Raw genomic sequence first — 16439 nt, forward strand, 5'->3', positions numbered from 1 at the left:
GTATGCAACCCACGCGCAGCGTCCGTCCGTTCGAGGTGATCAGCGATTATGCCCCGGCCGGTGACCAGCCGCAGGCGATCGCTGAGCTGGCCGCGCGTATCAACGCGGGTGAGACCGACGTGGTGCTGCTCGGCGCGACAGGTACCGGAAAATCGGCGACGACTGCCTGGCTGATCGAGCAGGTTCAGCGCCCGACTCTGGTGCTCGCGCACAACAAGACCCTGGCGGCGCAGCTGGCGAATGAGTTCCGTGAACTCATGCCGAACAACGCCGTCGAGTACTTCGTGTCGTACTACGACTACTACCAGCCTGAGGCCTACGTACCGCAGACAGACACATTCATCGAGAAGGACTCCTCGGTCAACGCCGAAGTCGAGCGGTTGCGGCACTCGACGACCAACTCGCTGTTGTCGCGGCGCGATGTCGTCGTGGTCTCGACGGTGTCCTGCATCTACGGCCTCGGCGCGCCGGAGGAGTATCTGCGAGCCATGGTCGCGCTCCAGGTGGGGGAGCGCTATGACCGCGACGCTCTCATCCGCCAGTTCATCGCGATGCAGTACAACCGCAACGACGTCGACTTCTCGCGCGGCAACTTCCGTGTTCGCGGCGACACGATCGAGATCATTCCCGTCTACGAGGAGACGGCGATCCGCATCGAGCTGTTCGGCGATGAGATCGAGGCGCTGTACTCGCTGCATCCGCTCACCGGTGAAGTCATCGAAAAACTCGACGCGGTGCCCATCTTCCCCGCTTCGCACTACGTCGCCGGAACAGATGTCATCCAGCGCTCGATCGGAACCATCGAAGCTGAGCTGGAACAGCGCCTGGCCGAGTTCGAGCGCCAAGGAAAGCTGCTTGAGGCGCAACGACTGCGTATGCGCACGACGTTTGACCTGGAGATGCTGCAGCAGCTGGGATTCTGCTCCGGAATCGAGAACTACTCGCGCCACATGGATGGCCGCGAACCGGGAGAGCCTCCGCACACCCTGTTGGACTTCTTCCCCGACGACTTCCTGATGGTGATCGACGAGTCCCATGCGACTGTGCCGCAGATCGGAGCGATGTACGAGGGCGATGCATCGCGTAAGCGCACTCTGGTGGAACACGGGTTCCGGCTTCCCAGCGCGATGGACAACCGCCCCCTGCGCTGGGACGAATTCAAGAACCGCATCGGGCAGACGGTGTACCTCTCGGCCACGCCAGGGAAGTACGAGATGGGCATCGCCGATGGCGTTGTCGAGCAGATCATCCGTCCGACCGGACTGGTCGATCCTGAGATCATCGTGAAGCCATCCAAGGGGCAGATCGACGATCTGCTCGAAGAGATCCGCGTGCGCGTCGAGCGCGATGAACGTGTTTTGGTCACGACGCTGACGAAGAAGATGGCAGAGGAGCTGACCGACTTCCTCGGCGAACATGGTGTGCGGGTGCGATATCTGCACTCGGATGTCGACACCCTTCGACGTGTAGAACTGCTCAGCGAGTTGCGGGCGGGTGTGTACGACGTGCTGGTCGGCATCAACCTGCTGCGTGAGGGCCTGGATCTGCCTGAGGTATCTCTCGTGGCGATTCTGGATGCTGACAAGGAGGGGTTCCTTCGATCGGGGACCTCCCTCATCCAGACAATCGGCCGTGCAGCACGAAATGTGTCTGGGCAGGTGCACATGTATGCCGACCGGATCACCGATTCGATGGCGAAAGCAATCGACGAGACCGATCGTCGGCGTGAGAAGCAGGTTGCGTACAACCTGGAGCGTGGGATCGACCCGCAGCCGCTGCGCAAACGAATCGCCGACATCACTGACGTCCTGGCGAGGGAAGCATCTGACACGCAGGAGATGCTGCGCGGCAGAGGGAACGCGAGATCGGGCAAAGGCAAGAGCCCGACTCCGGGGCTGCGGCGCCAGGGAATCGCGGCAGAGGGTGCGCAGCAGCTGGAGGCGACGATCGAGGATCTGTCGAACCAGATGCTTGCGGCTGCGGCAGAGCTGAAGTTCGAGCTCGCCGGTCGCCTACGCGATGAAGTGCAAGATATGAAGAAGGAGCTGCGGGCGATGGAGCGTGCGGGCCACGCTTGAGTTAAACAAGTGAGGCTTGTGCCCCGGAGAAACTCCAGGGCACAAGCCTCACGTACCAGTCGATTGATCAGGCGGTGCGACGGCGCAGCATCAGCAACGCTCCGGCGATCACGGTAAGCCCCGCGATCGAGATGAGTGCAGAAGACACCTCACCGCCGGTGGCGGCCAGCCCCGGCTCGTCTTCTGCCGCTGTGATCGTGATCTGCTGCCATCCGATAACGGTTCCGTCAGCCGCAACAGCTGCGATCCGGTGAGTTCCGGTGACATTCTTCGGCAGCGTGATCTGTACCGTGCCTTCGGCGGACACCGTCTTCACACCGAGCGGCGACGGCGTCGAGAGCAGCCACATGCCAGCGCTCTGACCAGCCCGGTCACCAGCGAAGTGCACCGTGATGGTCTGGCCCGCCTGAGCGGTGGTGACCGTGGTGATCTCGCCCAGCGTGGCGTCCGTCAACTGATCCTCGGCCGGTGCCGGGTAGTCCGCCACTGGTGCGGTTGTTGAGGGCTCCGTCGGCTTGGGCTCCGTGGGGTCCGGCTCGGTCGGCTTGGGCTCGGTCGGGTCCGGTTCGGTCGGGTCCGGTTCGGTCGGGTCGGGCTCGGTCGGGTCGGGCTCGGTCGGGTCCGGCTCGGTCGGGTCAGGATCGACCGGCTGCGGGACAGCATCTCCCTGCACAGTCCAATCGAGGATCGACGAACCGCATACGCCGAGGTTTGCCCAGATTCGTCCGCTCGCGGAGCCGTCAGCATTGATGGTGCCGTGTAGCTTGAAGGTCATCGCGATCCCCTCCCAATCGATCTCGAAGGGCTGGCCGACGGTTACGGGCGTTGTCGGAATCGGATCCGTCGAGAAGTCATCGAAGCCCGATCCGTGGTAGCCGGCAGTGACGCAGGCCCACCAGTATTCGCCCGTCACCAGGGTGATCGCGCCGGAATCATTCACCTCGACAGAGAACGGCCGAACTTCCGGGTCATTCATCTCATTGCTGCTCGCGTGCGTCTGCCGTGATGTGCCCTCGTAGATTCCGGGGGCGGGGAAAGCACCCTGCTCATCGGGCACGACGCTGAAGGTCACCGATGCGGTGCCAACGGGGTGTGTGAGTGTGACGGTGTGCTCGCCCACGCTGAGCGGACCGGACACCTCTGCCTCGACGTCGCCGAGGACATCGGCGCGGACAGCCGTCGGAGCACCATCATCCACCGTCAGTTCAACGGTGGCGTAGTCGGGGAACCCCTCGCCGTCGATAACCAGTGCGGTGGCGGCGAGCTCTGATTCTGTGACGACAAACGCAGACGCTGAGATAGTGGGCTGATCCCAGCCGGAGTACCAATCAGCATCGTCATCGACGACGAAAGTCCGTGAAGCGGATGCCTCCACATCGGCTGCCGCGAGCGTGAGGTCGTACTCGCCGACCGAGAACTCGCCGCTGATGGTGAACTCGGTGTAACCCGCCTCATCGGACGTGACCTGGTGCTCTGCGACCCCGTCGACCAGGACATCGAGCGTGGCATCCGTGGGGAACCCGTCACCGGTGGTGAGCATGCCGCTGTGTTTGATGTCCCACTGCGCGATGCCGTCTTCGCCCTCGAGATACAGCCAGGGTTCGTAACCACCCGCGGTTACTTCAAAGGCCGTCTCCTGGGTGATCCCGCCGGCTGAAATACGCGCGACGTAGCTGCCAGCGTCGAGACGCGCGGTCAGGGTTGCGAACACCCAGCCGTCGGCATCGACAGTGGCTGTTTCTGACACGACACCAGGGATGCTGATGGTCGCTTCGGAACCTGCCGGGAAGTCGACGCCCTGGATGATGAGCCCTTCGATGTCCAGTTCCGCCTGCGTGATGATTTCTGCATTGACGTGGACGGCGAAGGTCTCCGCGGCGCCAGCGAGTTTTTCGGCTGCCGCGGGCGCGGCGGCTGGTGCGGGGATAGCGGTCTCGTCAGCGTTGCGCTGCGAGTCATCCAGGGCGGCGGCGGGCAACGCCGAGGCGAGAACAAGCGCGAACGCGATGCCCGTGCCCATCGTGACGGCAGCGGGGTGTGCGAGCTTTCTGCGGTGCAAGAAGCGCTGAGCGCTTCGACGTGATGATGTCATGATCCCTCTCGGTGGATGGTCGTGGTGTGCACGGCCAACGGCACATATCACGCACATCCTGGCGAGAGGGGGAGCAGTTGCGCTCCTATTCGGGACGAATCGGAACGCGAGCGTCTCCAGCCGTTTCAGCTCAGCGGGCTCCGACCTGGTCCCTGATGTCGTTCGCGAGATACGACCCGGCGAGTTCGAACTGCTCGACGGCGGCGCGGAGCAGCTTTTCGCGGGCAGCCGGATCCGTGGCACTGTCAGCGCGCAGCTGCAGAAGGCGACCGCGCAGCACGTTGTCGGCCTGCTCGCCGAGCTGTGGTTCGGCCTCGTCGAGCATGCGCATCGCGCGATCGTGCTCGCCGGCGGCCAGCGCGATGGGTGTCGAGTGGATCAGCGCCTCCGTCGTCACCAGCGGCTGTCCCAGACTGCGCGATGTTGTGATTGCATCTTCTGCCCGGACCAATGCCGCGGTGGGGTCACCGAGTCGCATCATCGCCTTCGCAGCGGTCACCTCGCTGTATACCGTGAGATACGGATGGCCGAGCTCCTCGGCGATCGTCCGGGCTGCGTCAGCTGAGAGGATCGCCTCCTCGAACTGGTCGTACTCCAGCAGGACGGTTGCATAGTTCGTTCGCAGATTCGCTTCGAACAGACGATGTCCGACAGAAACGGCCAGCTCGAGTCCCCGCAAAACAGTGTCGCGCTCTTCATCGAAGCGCCCGGCGGTATGCAAGGAGAGTCCCAGATTTACCAGCGCCGACAGGCACAGTGGGACCTCGTCGTCCTTGTTCTCATGCAGTTGCACTGTGCGCTGCAGCTTCTCGATCGCAGCGGGAACTTGCCCCAGCCGCAGATCCACCAGTGCTGACATGTTCGTCAGAAGCCCCGCCATTCTCAGATCGGGGTTCTGTCCGGTCTCATCAACGAGTATTCGGGCTCGATCGAAATGAGCCTGCGCGCTTCTCGGGTCATCGCTGTACAGAAGCAGCTGGCCGGCATCCAGGCTGCTTGTCGCCAGAGCCCGCCCAGCGCCGATCTCGGAAGCCACCTCGGCAGCTGCCTGATGCAGTCTCAGCGCTTCGGTCGTACGGCCGGCGATGTTCATCCACCAACTCAGCCCATCCGACAGGTGGAAGAGAATCTCCGGGTGTCCGCGTTCTGGGGCCGCATGCGCCATCGCCAGCAGCGATGACAGCTGAGAATAGAGCCAGTCGCTAGCCTCATCTGCAGTCCAATCGCGCTCCGGATATACGAAGTCGCTCCGGCGGGGGCTGTCGCTCATGCTGCGAGCGATCGTCGCGTATGCTCCCCATGTCTTCTGCGTCGCCTGGAGCGCGACCCGCTCGAATGCTGATGAGCGCATGCGCGGCGGATCCGTTTCGTTGGCGCGCTCGCGGGCAAATGCGCGCACGAGCGCGTGGAGAGCGATGCGATCATCGTCGCGCCGAATGGCCAGGTTGGCATCAGCCAGCGCAGCGATGTGCACGGTCGCTGCGCCCGGCTCGGTCTCGATCGCAGCCGCGGCGCTCTCCGCATCAATCTCGGCGATGGGTAGATCAGCGAAGATGCGCAGCAGCTGTGCGGCGTGTGCATCGAGTTCGGCGTAAGACAGCTCCAGTGTCGCGCGCACTTCATCATCGACTCGGTCAGAATTCAGCCGCTCGGTCATGAGATCAATGTGCTCGCCGAGTGTCCACTCCGCGTGTGTGGCCAGCCGTGCACCGACCAGGGCGACCGCCAGCGGCAAGCCGCCGGAGATCGTCGAAAGTCGTTCGGAATCAGCCGCAGAGATGTCGACTCCCGGAGCGAAACATCGCAGCAGCGCCGTGGTCTCGTTCTGGTCGAGTCCGAGCAGCCGGATCATCTGCCAGTCTGCGTCTTCATGGAGGCTCCGGCTTGTCGCGACGACTCGACCCGTGCCACCGGGCCCGATGATCGCATCGACATGGGAGTAGTCAGTCGCATCGTCCAGGATGAGTGCACAATCCTGCACGGCGAGCGCAGTGAGAATCAGATGCGCGCGGTCGGCCGAGGTCTTTGTTGCGCTGTCATCAACCTTCAGCTGCCGAAGAATCGCGCGCTGAGCCGCCTCGGGGGCTACCGGCGGAGACTCGGCGTTGCGCCCGCGCAGATCGAGAAACACACTCCCGCCGCTGTTGAGCTGCTGCACGGCCATGAACGCCAATTGCGTCTTGCCGGAGCCAGGCATTCCGGTGATCCAGACTCGTCGGTCTTCAGACAGCGCAGTGGCCGTGGCAGAGACTTCTCGCGCACGGCCGGCGAAGGAGGGTACCGGTACGGGGGCCTGGGGTCGTGCGACGGCGACGAAAGCAGCATCCGCTGCGGTTCGAGCAGCACGCACACGCTGCGCCCAGGTGGCATGGAACGGCTCAGGTAGTCCCAGGGCGGCCGCGATCTCGACGACGGCGTCAGCGTCAAGGCGCCGGCGTCCCTCCTGGAACGATGCCCACACGGTGCTCCTGGCAACACGTCTTTCGTGCAGAGGAATACCGCGCTGCTCGCGAAGAACACTGATGCGTCGAGTGATCTCGTTGAACGACGGGGCGCCGGCGGCGTTTCGCATGGCGCGCAGGTCAGCGGTGATCCGATCCAAGCCCTCCGGTGCGGCATCCCAGTCGACCGCTTCGCTCACCTCGAGCATCGTCACCCCTCCAGCTGCGAATAAATCTCTCTGCTGGCCATAGGTTACCGATACTGCGGGTACTCGGTGGTGCGAGCTACGGGCACCGCATCAGGGGCTTCGGCCCTGATCGATCGATTTCGTGCGCGTTCATCGCCTGTCCGCACAGTGGGCACGCGCGCTCAGCGCGTTGAGCTTGGGTAGGAGGAGGTGTTGCTTCATAGGGGCCGACCGCGGCAGGCCCCGCCAAGCGGATCAGGTTCGTATTGAACCAGCGGTACAGCCCACCCGCCTCGCGGATACGTGTGCGAAGCGGCACGCTCTCTGACGGATTCTCCATAGTGCTGAGTGTACTAACTATTAGTGCAGACGTATAATCGAAATGTGACGAGTTCTGACGATCTGCTCAAGCTGGAGAACCAGTTGTGCTTTGCCCTCGTGACAGCAGCCCGAAATGTCGTGTCGATCTACCGGCCGATTCTCGAGCCGCTCGGGCTCACTCATCCGCAGTACCTGATGATGCTGGCGCTGTGGGAGCGCTCGCCGCGACCGCTGAATGATCTGGCTGCTGACCTTGCTCTTGATCCCGCTACCGCATCGCCGCTGCTGAAGAGGCTGGAGAAAGAAGGACTGGTCGCGCGCGAGCGCAGTCGCGAAGACGAGCGCCGATTAGACATCACGCTCACCGAAGCCGGTCGCGAACTCCGTGCGCGTGCCGTCGATGTGCCGCACCAGGTGATGGCCGCGGTGAACATGGGTATTGAGCAGATTGCGACGCTTCGTGAAGGGCTTTCGCCGTTTGCCGGACGCGTAGAGAAGCAGTGACCCCATAGGGTGAACGCATGCCCAGTTCTTCACCGAGACCCGATCCGGGTGCAGTGTGAAGCGGTCGGCGATTGTGGCCGCGGTCGGCGGACTATTCCTCCTCGTCATCTTCGCAGCAGCAGTGCAAGGTGCGCCGACGATCAACCCGCCCGTCTTCCCCGCGCCGAGCGCCCCGACGTTCTCTGAACCTGCGCAACCGATGCCGACCGGCTCCGCGGCTCCACTTCCGGAGACAGGCTCGGACATCGTCGGCGCGATCATCGGAACCATCTTCCTGATTCTTGCCGCACTGGCAGTGATCGCCGTTCTCTTTCTCGTGGTGCGGGCGCTGTTGCGGGCCTGGCGAGATCGTCCGCTGCGTGCGCAACCCGGAAGCGACACGGGCCACGACCTTGTGGAAGAGCCGACTGCCGAGGACACCGCAGTCGCCGCCCCGGTGATCCGACGCGGCATCGAAGGCGCGCTCAAACTCATCGACGAGCGCGCGATTCCCGCGGATGCCATCATCGCTTCGTGGGTCGGCCTGGAAGAAAGCGCAGCCGATGCTGGCATAGCTCGTGGCATGAGTGAGACTCCGGCGGAGTTCGCCATCCGCATCATCACCCAGCGCGAAGGCATCTCAGATGCCGCTGACGCACTGCTGCGCCTGTATGAGAGCGTTCGATTCGGCAGCTATGTTGCCGATGAACAGGACCGCGACACCGCGCGCACTGCGCTGAAGACTATCGAGGAGGGATGGCAATGACGCGCTCACACATCATCACGGCGCTCGCCGTCGCTGCCGGCGTCACGCTCATCCTCGTGTTTGCCATCGGTGTGCAGCTCACCTTCGCCGTCGGCTGGGGCGTCCTCGCTGGCATCCTGACGGTATGTCTGCGCGTGGGGATCCCGGACGAACCGCGTCTCGATTCCCCGACGATCACCGCCGGGCCCGAACGCCGAGGGACCGCCATCGCGCGGATGGCATGGTCGCTCAACCCGACAACGGGAGCAGCCGGGGCGCTCATCACCCGTCGCGTTCGCGACACGCTCAAGCGCTGCCTGGGAAGACGAGACCTCGATCCGGACAATCCTGACGATCGCGCCGCTATCGCGGCGTTGATCGACCTCGACATCTGGGAGCGGCTTATCGGATCCGGCACCACACGTCACGATATCGAGCGTGCGCTGGATGCCATCGACACGCTTTCGCGGACCAAGGAGAAGCAATGACGCAGAACATGACGATCGCCGAGACCGGAGCGCAGATCCTCGCAGCAGTCCGCACTGCTGTGGTGGGAATGGATGATCCGATCGAACTCGCACTCGCGACGATTCTCGCCGGCGGACATGTGCTGTTCGAGGATGTGCCCGGACTCGGTAAGACGCTTGCCGCTCGGAGCCTGGCATCCGCCCTCGGGCTCGGCTTTCGTCGCCTGCAATGCACCCCGGACATGCTCCCCGGCGACGTCACCGGATCGTATGTCTACGCGCCGGACACCGGCGACTTCGTTTTTCGGCAGGGCCCGATCTTCACCGGGCTGTTGCTGGCCGACGAGATCAACCGCACAACGCCGAAGACACAGTCGGCGATGCTGGAGGCAATGGCCGAGCGACAGGTCACCGTCGAAGGCAACAGCTTTCCGCTGCCCGCGCCGTTCCACGTGATCGCAACCTCGAATCCGATCGAATATGAGGGCACTTACGCTCTGCCGGAAGCGCAGCTGGACCGCTTCATGGTGCGCCTTGCGGTGGGATACCCGGAGGTGTCGGGTGAGACGCAGATTCTCCTGAACCGGGTAGCCCGCAGAGCCGAAGCCACCACGGTCGACGCCGTGATCGACGCTGAGCGACTGCTCGAAGTGCAGCACGCAGTGGAAGCGATCTCGGTTCATCCGGATATCGCGCGATACTGCGTCGACATCGCAGCGGCCACTCGGCAGGCGCAGAACGTCGCGGTCGGGGCATCGCCGCGCGGTTCGCTGGCACTGCTGCTGCTCGGGCGCGCGCTCGCGGCGCTGGATGGTCGTGAGTTCGTGCGCCCTGACGACATCAAGAGGATCGCTGTCCCCGTGCTTGCGCACCGGCTCACGCTGACCCCGCAGGCCTGGGCACAGGGGACCAGCGCAGAGCAGATCGTGCAGCAGGTTGTGGGCCAGGTGCCCGTTCCTCCGACGGTCGGCGCGCCAGCGTGACACGCCCCATCACCAGACGTCGATGGGGGCCGGGCCTCGTCATCGGAGTCATCGTTGCGGCCGGCCTCGCCTGCCTCGGTCTCGTCTTCTCTCGCCCTGATGTAGCGGCGATGGGGCTGCCCCTGGCCATCGCCAGCGCGCTGGCGCTGACCCGAGCGGATGCTGGCGAGCAGACGACTGTCGCGGTGCGGGCGCTGCCCCTGACGAACGATGGGACGCTGCATACCGAAGTCGCGGTGACCGGTGACGCCGAAGTCGCTGAACTCGTCATCGTGCAGTCGGCGCGGCGCCGACGGCATCTGATTCTTCCCGTTGGCAGGGAACCCGTGGTGTCCGTCAGTGCCGCATTGCACTCGGGGCCAGTGGCCGCGGTTCGGGCATCCGCCAGAGGATTCTCTGCCGATGGCGCCATCCTCGGGCCTGCGACCGAGATCGCTGAACTCGTCCGCAACGTCGCACCTGCGCAGACAGCGTTGCCTCCGCTGCCTCTGTCGCCCCGGCTCACCGGCATGCACGGCAACCATGAAGGACGCCGGCCCGGGCAGGGCGGAGACTTCCGCGACATCCACCCGTTCGTCCCCGGTGATGAGCTGCGCCGCGTCGACTGGCGCGCCACTGCGCGCATGGCGCGGCGCCCAGGCGATCTCCTGGTGCGACGCACCAACACGCTGAGCGATGCGACCATCGTCATATCGATGGACACCGCCGATGACCTCGGCGCCGTAGTCGCAACCTGGGGGAGCGGAGACCTCGAGCGCAGCGGAGTGACCTCGCTGGATCTGGCGCGAGAGGCCGCCGCGTCGATCGCGACAGCGGCGATCGGCGCAGGAGATCGCGTCGCCTTTCACGTGCTGATGCACGGCGGCCGATCTGTGCGCAGCGGCGCGGGAGCGCGCCATCTCGCCAAAGTCGAAGCGGCGATCGCCGCAACAGGCCAAGCCGGTGAAGACGCACGATTCCACCGCACGCCGCCGGTGCCGCACGGGTCGGTGATCTTTGTTGTCTCCACGTTCTTCGAGGGTGCAGCATCCGATGTCGCACTGATGTGGCGGGCTGCCGGACACCGAGTGGTTGCCATAGATACTCTGCCGACGCTCAATCGCGAGCGACTGAGCAGAGAGCAGCAGGTGGCGCTTCGTGTCGTGCTCGCGGACCGCGATGAAGTGATGCATGACCTGGCCAACACCGGAGTCGACACCGTTGCGTGGCGCGAAGGCATCGAGGCGAGCCTGAGCATGTTGGCGAGGACGCGACGATGATCCAGCTGCGCCGTAAGCACGACACGGTCCGCACGACTGCTGCTGTTCCGGCCGTCGTTGTATGGGTGTTTTTCCTCGTGTTCGTTTCTGGCACCGCTCTGCTGCTGGTGCCCGTGGTCGGCTGGCAGATCATCGTCGTGCTGGCAACCGTGGTCGGGATCGTGTTCCCGCAGAGCTTCGGCGGATGGATCGCCATTGCCGGGATCGCGATCGGGATGCTGATGAGCGAACCGACTCTGTGGCAAACGGCGGTTGCTGTCTTCGCTGTGCACGTGATTCACGTGCTGTCGTCGCTGCTTCTCGTGCTGAGATGGAACTCGCGGGTGGTCCTGGTGGCGCTTCGGCCGACGCTGCGCCGACTGCTGCTGATCCAACTCATCGCCCAGCCGGTGACCCTCCTGGTGATGCTGGTCTTCACCGGCACGGCGGTCACGGTCACGGGTGCGACGATCATTGGTGCTGGCGCACTCGCGATACTCGTCATTGTGCTGCTATCGGCTCTGGGGCACTCGCGCAGGCGTTCCTGAATGCCCTAACAGAGCCAATGTCTGTGGCCCCTCGTAGACTTGTCCGGTGCCTATCGTCCCCGTTGTCAGCCCCGGAAAACTCAGTGTCCGCGGTGCTCGCGTACACAACCTCAAGAACGTCGATATCGACATTCCTCGCGACTCGCTCGTCGTGTTCACCGGTCTGTCCGGATCGGGGAAGTCGAGCCTCGCATTCGACACCATCTTCGCCGAGGGTCAGCGCCGCTATGTCGAGTCGCTCAGTGCCTATGCGCGACAGTTTCTCGGTCAGGTCGATCGTCCTGATGTCGACTTCATCGAGGGACTGAGCCCTGCGGTCTCGATCGATCAGAAGTCGACCAACCGCAACCCGCGTTCGACGGTCGGCACGATCACCGAGATCTACGACTACATGCGACTGCTCTGGGCCCGCATCGGCATCCCGCATTGCCCGGAGTGCGGCGAGAAGATCCAGCGTCAGACCGTTCAGCAGATCGCCGATCAGCTCATGGAGCTCGAAGAGCGCACGCGCTATCAGATCGTGGCACCGATCGTTTCGCAGAAGAAGGGCGAATTCGTCGATCTGTTCCGCGAGCTGGGCGCCAAGGGCTACTCGCGCGCGATCGTCGATGGCGAGCTCATCCAGCTCGCCGAACCGCCGAAGCTGAAGAAGAGCTACAAGCACGATATCGCCGTCGTCGTCGACCGGCTCGTGGCATCCGCTGACATTCTCGGACGCGTCACCGATTCGGTGGAGACCGCGCTGGGATTGGCCGGCGGTGTTATGCAGATCAACTTCGTCGACGCAGAAGGCGACGAGGCCTGGCAGTCGTTCTCTGAGAAGTTGGCGTGCCCCAACGGGCACGCGATCACGCTGACCGAGATCGAGCCGCGCACGTTCTCCTTCAACGCCCCGTTCGGAGCGTGTGCGACCTGCTCGGGGCTGGGCACGCGCATGTCGGTCGACGTCGACCTGATGCTGGGCGATGAAGAGCTCTCCATCCGCGAGGGTGCCATCATCCCGTGGACGACCCAGGGCAAGGGACTGTTCCAGTACTACGAGCGGCTACTCGAAGGCCTCGCACGTGATCTGAACTTCGATCTCGATACCCCGTGGAAAGACCTGCGCGTGGACGTGCAGGATGCCATCCTCCGCGGCGACAACTACAAGGTCACCGTCAAGTGGAAGAATCGCTACGGGCGCGAGATGCGCTACGCCTCCGGTTTTGAGGGCGTCGTGCCCTACATCGAACGACAGTACGCGCAGGCCGAGAGCGACAACCAGCGCGCCCGCTGGGGCGAGTACCTCCGCGAGGTGCCGTGCCAGGCGTGCAACGGCGACCGGTTGAAGCCCGAGGTGCTCGCCGTCCGCGTGCACGGGCACTCGATTGCCGAAGTCTCGCATCTCAGCCTTGCCGACGCTTCGACGTTCATGCACACGCTGTCACTCACCGACCGTGAAGCGAAGATCGCAGCACAGGTGCTGCGCGAGATCCGACTGCGTCTCGAGTTCCTGCTCCAGGTGGGGCTGGCATATCTCAACCTCAGCCGAGCCGCAGGTTCGCTGTCCGGTGGCGAGGCGCAGCGCATTCGGCTCGCGACGCAGATCGGCTCGGGGCTGACCGGGGTTCTCTACGTTCTCGATGAACCATCGATCGGTCTGCACCAGCGAGACAACAGGCGGTTGATCGAGACGCTGCAGAAGCTGCGTGATCTCGGCAACACGCTGATCGTCGTCGAACATGACGAGGAGACGATCGAAGCGGCTGACTGGGTCGTTGACATCGGCCCCGGTGCTGGTGTCAATGGCGGCAGCGTCGTGCACTCCGGTCCGTACGCGGCTCTGCTCAGCGACACCGCCTCGATGACGGGCGACTACCTCGCCGGGCGGCGCGAGATCCCCACACCGAAGAAGCGGCGCAAGATCGATAAGAAGCGCATGCTGAGCGTCGTCGGTGCGCGTGCGAACAACCTGCAGAACGTGACGGCGGACTTCCCGCTCGGCGTGCTGACTGCCGTCACCGGTGTGAGCGGTTCGGGTAAGTCCTCGCTCGTGAACGACATCCTGTACCGCGTGCTCGCATCCAAGCTCAACGGTGCGCGAACCCTCGCAGGAAAGCACACCCGCGTGACCGGGCTCGACAATCTCGACAAGGTGGTTCACGTCGATCAGGCGCCGATCGGCCGCACACCGCGGTCAAACCCGGCCACCTACACCGGTGTGTTCGATCGGATCCGCACGCTGTTCAGCGAAACCCCCGAGGCGAAGGTGCGCGGCTACCTGCCTGGCCGGTTCAGCTTCAACGTCAAGGGTGGGCGCTGCGAGGCCTGCTCCGGTGATGGCACGATCAAGATCGAGATGAACTTCCTGCCCGACGTCTACGTTGACTGCGAGGTCTGCCAGGGCAAGCGCTACAACCGCGACACGCTGGCCGTGCACTACAAGGGCAAGAACATCGCCGAGGTCTTGGAGATGCCGATCGAAGAGGCTGCCGAGTTCTTCGAGCCCATTCAGGCGATCCACCGCTACATGAAGACGCTCGTGGATGTGGGCCTCGGATACGTGCGGCTCGGTCAGTCTGCCACGACGCTGTCCGGTGGCGAGGCGCAGCGCGTCAAGCTCGCCACGGAACTGCAGCGCCGCAGCAATGGCCGCAGCATCTATGTTCTGGACGAGCCCACGACGGGTCTTCACTTCGAAGACGTTCGTAAGCTCCTCGAAGTGCTGAACGGGCTGGTCGACAAGGGCAACACGGTGATCGTCATCGAGCACAATCTCGATGTCATCAAGTCCGCGGACTGGGTCATCGACCTCGGGCCCGAGGGCGGCTCCGGCGGCGGCCAGATCATCGCTACCGGCACGCCGGAGCAGATCGCTCGCGCCGAGGAAAGCCACACCGGCATGTTCCTCGACGAGATCCTCGGTGCGGGACGCGGGGCTCGGAAGGTCGGCTGATGGCCGACATCCTGCCCTACAAACCCCGCCAAGGGGAGATCCCGACCAATCCAGGGGTGTATCGCTTTCTGGATGCTGAGGGGCGCGTGCTCTACGTCGGCAAGGCGAAGAACCTGCGCCAGCGGCTATCGAACTACTTCGCTCCGCTGCGAACACTGCATGAGCGCACCCGCCGGATGGTCACCACCGCGGCTTCGGTCGAGTGGACGGTCGTGCCCACCGACGTCGACTCGCTGCAACTCGAGTACATGTGGATCAAAGAGTTCGATCCGCCGTTCAACGTGCGCTACAAGGACGACAAGTCCTACCCGTTCATGGCGGTCACTCTCGGCGACGAAGCTCCGCGGGTACTGGTCACCCGCAACCGCAGGATTCCGCGTGCGCGGTATTTCGGGCCTTACCCGAAAGTCTGGGCCGTGCACGAGACCATCGACCTGATGGTGAAGGCGTTCCCGATCCGCACCTGCAGCGACTCCAGCTACAAGCGCGCGATGGCCACGGGGCGTCCGTGTTTTCCCGGCCAGATCGGCAAATGCGGCGGACCCTGTTCGATGCGGGTATCCATCGAAGAGCATCGCGCGATGGTCGACGACTTCGTCGCGTTCATGGCTGGCGGAGATGAACGGTTCACCAAGCAGATAACCAAGCGGATGCTGGCGGCCTCGGCCGCGATGGATTACGAGGCAGCGGCGAAATACCGCGATCAGCTGGCATCGATCGAAGCGGTGCTCGGGAAGAGCTCGCTGGTTCTTGCGGCGGACGAGGATGCCGATCTGTTCGGTATCGCGGAGGACGAGCTCGCCGCGACTGTGCAGCAGTTCGTTATTCGCGGTGGACGCGTGCGCGGGGTGCGTGCGACGACGATCGAGAAGGAGATCGACATCTCCGGCTCAGAACTCGTCGACCAGGTGCTGCAGCGTGCCTACGGCGAAGGCGTCGACGTGCCACGAAGGATCATCGTCCCCGCTTTGCCGGATGATGCCGCAGATCTCGAAGCGTGGCTGCGCGAGCGCCGGGGTCGGCGTGTCGAGGTCGTTGTCGCTCAGCGCGGCCAGCGCGCCGAGCTGATGCGCAACGCAACAGTCAATGCCCAGCAAGCGCTCATCAGACACAAAACCCGTCGCACGAGCGATTACGTGGCGCGCACGCAGGCGCTGACCGACCTGCAGGAGGCGATCGATCTCGAGGCCGCGCCACTGCGCATCGAGTGCTTCGACATCTCGCACCTCGGCGGCACCAATGTGGTCGCGTCGATGGTCGTATTCGAAGACGGGCTGCCGCGCAAAGATCAGTACCGCTCGTTCAATATCGCCGAGACGACGGATGACACCGATTCGATGTACCAGGTGCTCATGCGTCGCCTCGCGTACCTGGATCGGCCGGAAGAAGTCGATGAGACCGTTGTCGACGGCACCGAAGACGCCGAAGTCGTCATGACGAAGAAGAAGCCGCGGTTCGCATATCCGCCGCAGCTCCTGCTCGTCGACGGCGGAAAGCCGCAGGTAGAAGCGGCAGCACGCGCATTGCGTGATTCCGGGCACACCGAGATCGGACTGTGCGGCATAGCCAAACGGCTCGAGGAGATCTGGCTGCCCGGGGAAGACTTTCCCGTGATTCTGCCGCGCACCAGCGAGGCGCTCTACCTGTTGCAGCGGTTGCGAGACGAAGCTCACCGCTTCGCGATCACTCACCAGCGTAAGCGCCGCAAACGCGACATCTCCACGGTTCTCGAGGAGGTGCCTGGCCTGGGCGCTGCGCGCATCAAGGTGCTGCTGAGGTACTTCGGCTCGGTGACCGCGCTGCGCTCGGCGACCCCGTCTGAGATTCAGGAAGTGCCGGGTATCGGACCCGCGCTGGCGGAGGGCATCCACACGCATCTCGCGACTCGATAGGCTGGTCTTCACAGGAAGAGGGAGAACC

The 16439-nt window shown here is 64.0% G+C and carries 11 protein-coding genes; 9 read left to right on the forward strand and 2 right to left on the reverse strand.

The window, feature by feature from the left end; genetic code table 11:
- Positions 1-2 precede the first annotated feature (2 nt).
- Entirely contained in the window at positions 3-2078 is a 2076-nt protein-coding gene (uvrB, locus tag ACSS7Z_RS13445; RefSeq protein ID WP_438255376.1) for an excinuclease ABC subunit UvrB, read from the forward strand.
- Between the two features lie 67 nt (positions 2079-2145).
- Here uvrB and ACSS7Z_RS13450 read toward each other — a convergent pair whose 3' ends face one another.
- Both ACSS7Z_RS13450 and ACSS7Z_RS13455 read right to left on the reverse strand, forming a co-directional pair.
- Positions 2146-4170, reverse strand: coding sequence for an LPXTG cell wall anchor domain-containing protein (locus tag ACSS7Z_RS13450; RefSeq protein ID WP_438255377.1), 2025 nt, complete (start codon positions 4168-4170; stop codon positions 2146-2148).
- Positions 4171-4300: 130 nt separating this feature from the next.
- Positions 4301-6826, reverse strand: a complete 2526-nt coding sequence (locus tag ACSS7Z_RS13455; RefSeq protein ID WP_511261849.1) for a tetratricopeptide repeat-containing protein — start codon at positions 6824-6826, stop codon at positions 4301-4303.
- Positions 6827-7183: 357 nt separating this feature from the next.
- Between ACSS7Z_RS13455 and ACSS7Z_RS13460 the strand changes: the two genes are divergently transcribed.
- The 8 genes from ACSS7Z_RS13460 to uvrC are packed head-to-tail and all read left to right on the forward strand — an operon-like array spanning position 7184 to position 16411.
- Positions 7184-7624, forward strand: coding sequence for a MarR family winged helix-turn-helix transcriptional regulator (locus tag ACSS7Z_RS13460; protein ID WP_438255378.1), 441 nt, complete (start codon positions 7184-7186; stop codon positions 7622-7624).
- A 55-nt stretch (positions 7625-7679) separates the two neighbouring features.
- Positions 7680-8369: a DUF4129 domain-containing protein gene (locus ACSS7Z_RS13465; protein WP_438255379.1), complete on the forward strand. Its 690-nt coding sequence runs from the start codon at positions 7680-7682 to the stop codon at positions 8367-8369.
- A complete protein-coding gene (locus ACSS7Z_RS13470) occupies positions 8366-8836 on the forward strand; it encodes a hypothetical protein (protein WP_438255380.1) in 471 nt (156 codons plus the stop codon). The genes ACSS7Z_RS13465 and ACSS7Z_RS13470 overlap by 4 nt, the downstream gene beginning before the upstream one ends.
- Entirely contained in the window at positions 8833-9798 is a 966-nt protein-coding gene (locus ACSS7Z_RS13475) for an AAA family ATPase (RefSeq protein WP_438255381.1), read from the forward strand. The genes ACSS7Z_RS13470 and ACSS7Z_RS13475 overlap by 4 nt, the downstream gene beginning before the upstream one ends.
- On the forward strand, positions 9795-11057 hold the full coding sequence (locus tag ACSS7Z_RS13480) for a DUF58 domain-containing protein (protein ID WP_438255382.1): 1263 nt from the start codon (positions 9795-9797) through the stop codon (positions 11055-11057). The genes ACSS7Z_RS13475 and ACSS7Z_RS13480 overlap by 4 nt, the downstream gene beginning before the upstream one ends.
- On the forward strand, positions 11054-11584 hold the full coding sequence (locus ACSS7Z_RS13485) for a hypothetical protein (RefSeq protein WP_438255383.1): 531 nt from the start codon (positions 11054-11056) through the stop codon (positions 11582-11584). The genes ACSS7Z_RS13480 and ACSS7Z_RS13485 overlap by 4 nt, the downstream gene beginning before the upstream one ends.
- Before the next feature lie 46 nt (positions 11585-11630).
- On the forward strand, positions 11631-14519 hold the full coding sequence (gene uvrA, locus ACSS7Z_RS13490; RefSeq protein ID WP_438255384.1) for an excinuclease ABC subunit UvrA: 2889 nt from the start codon (positions 11631-11633) through the stop codon (positions 14517-14519).
- Positions 14519-16411, forward strand: a complete 1893-nt coding sequence (gene uvrC, locus ACSS7Z_RS13495; RefSeq protein WP_438255385.1) for an excinuclease ABC subunit UvrC — start codon at positions 14519-14521, stop codon at positions 16409-16411. The genes uvrA and uvrC overlap by 1 nt, the downstream gene beginning before the upstream one ends.
- Positions 16412-16439 lie beyond the last annotated feature (28 nt).

The organism is Microbacterium wangyouchuni (genome assembly GCF_051546305.1).
In the GTDB taxonomy this organism is placed as follows: Bacteria; Actinomycetota; Actinomycetes; order Actinomycetales; family Microbacteriaceae; genus Microbacterium.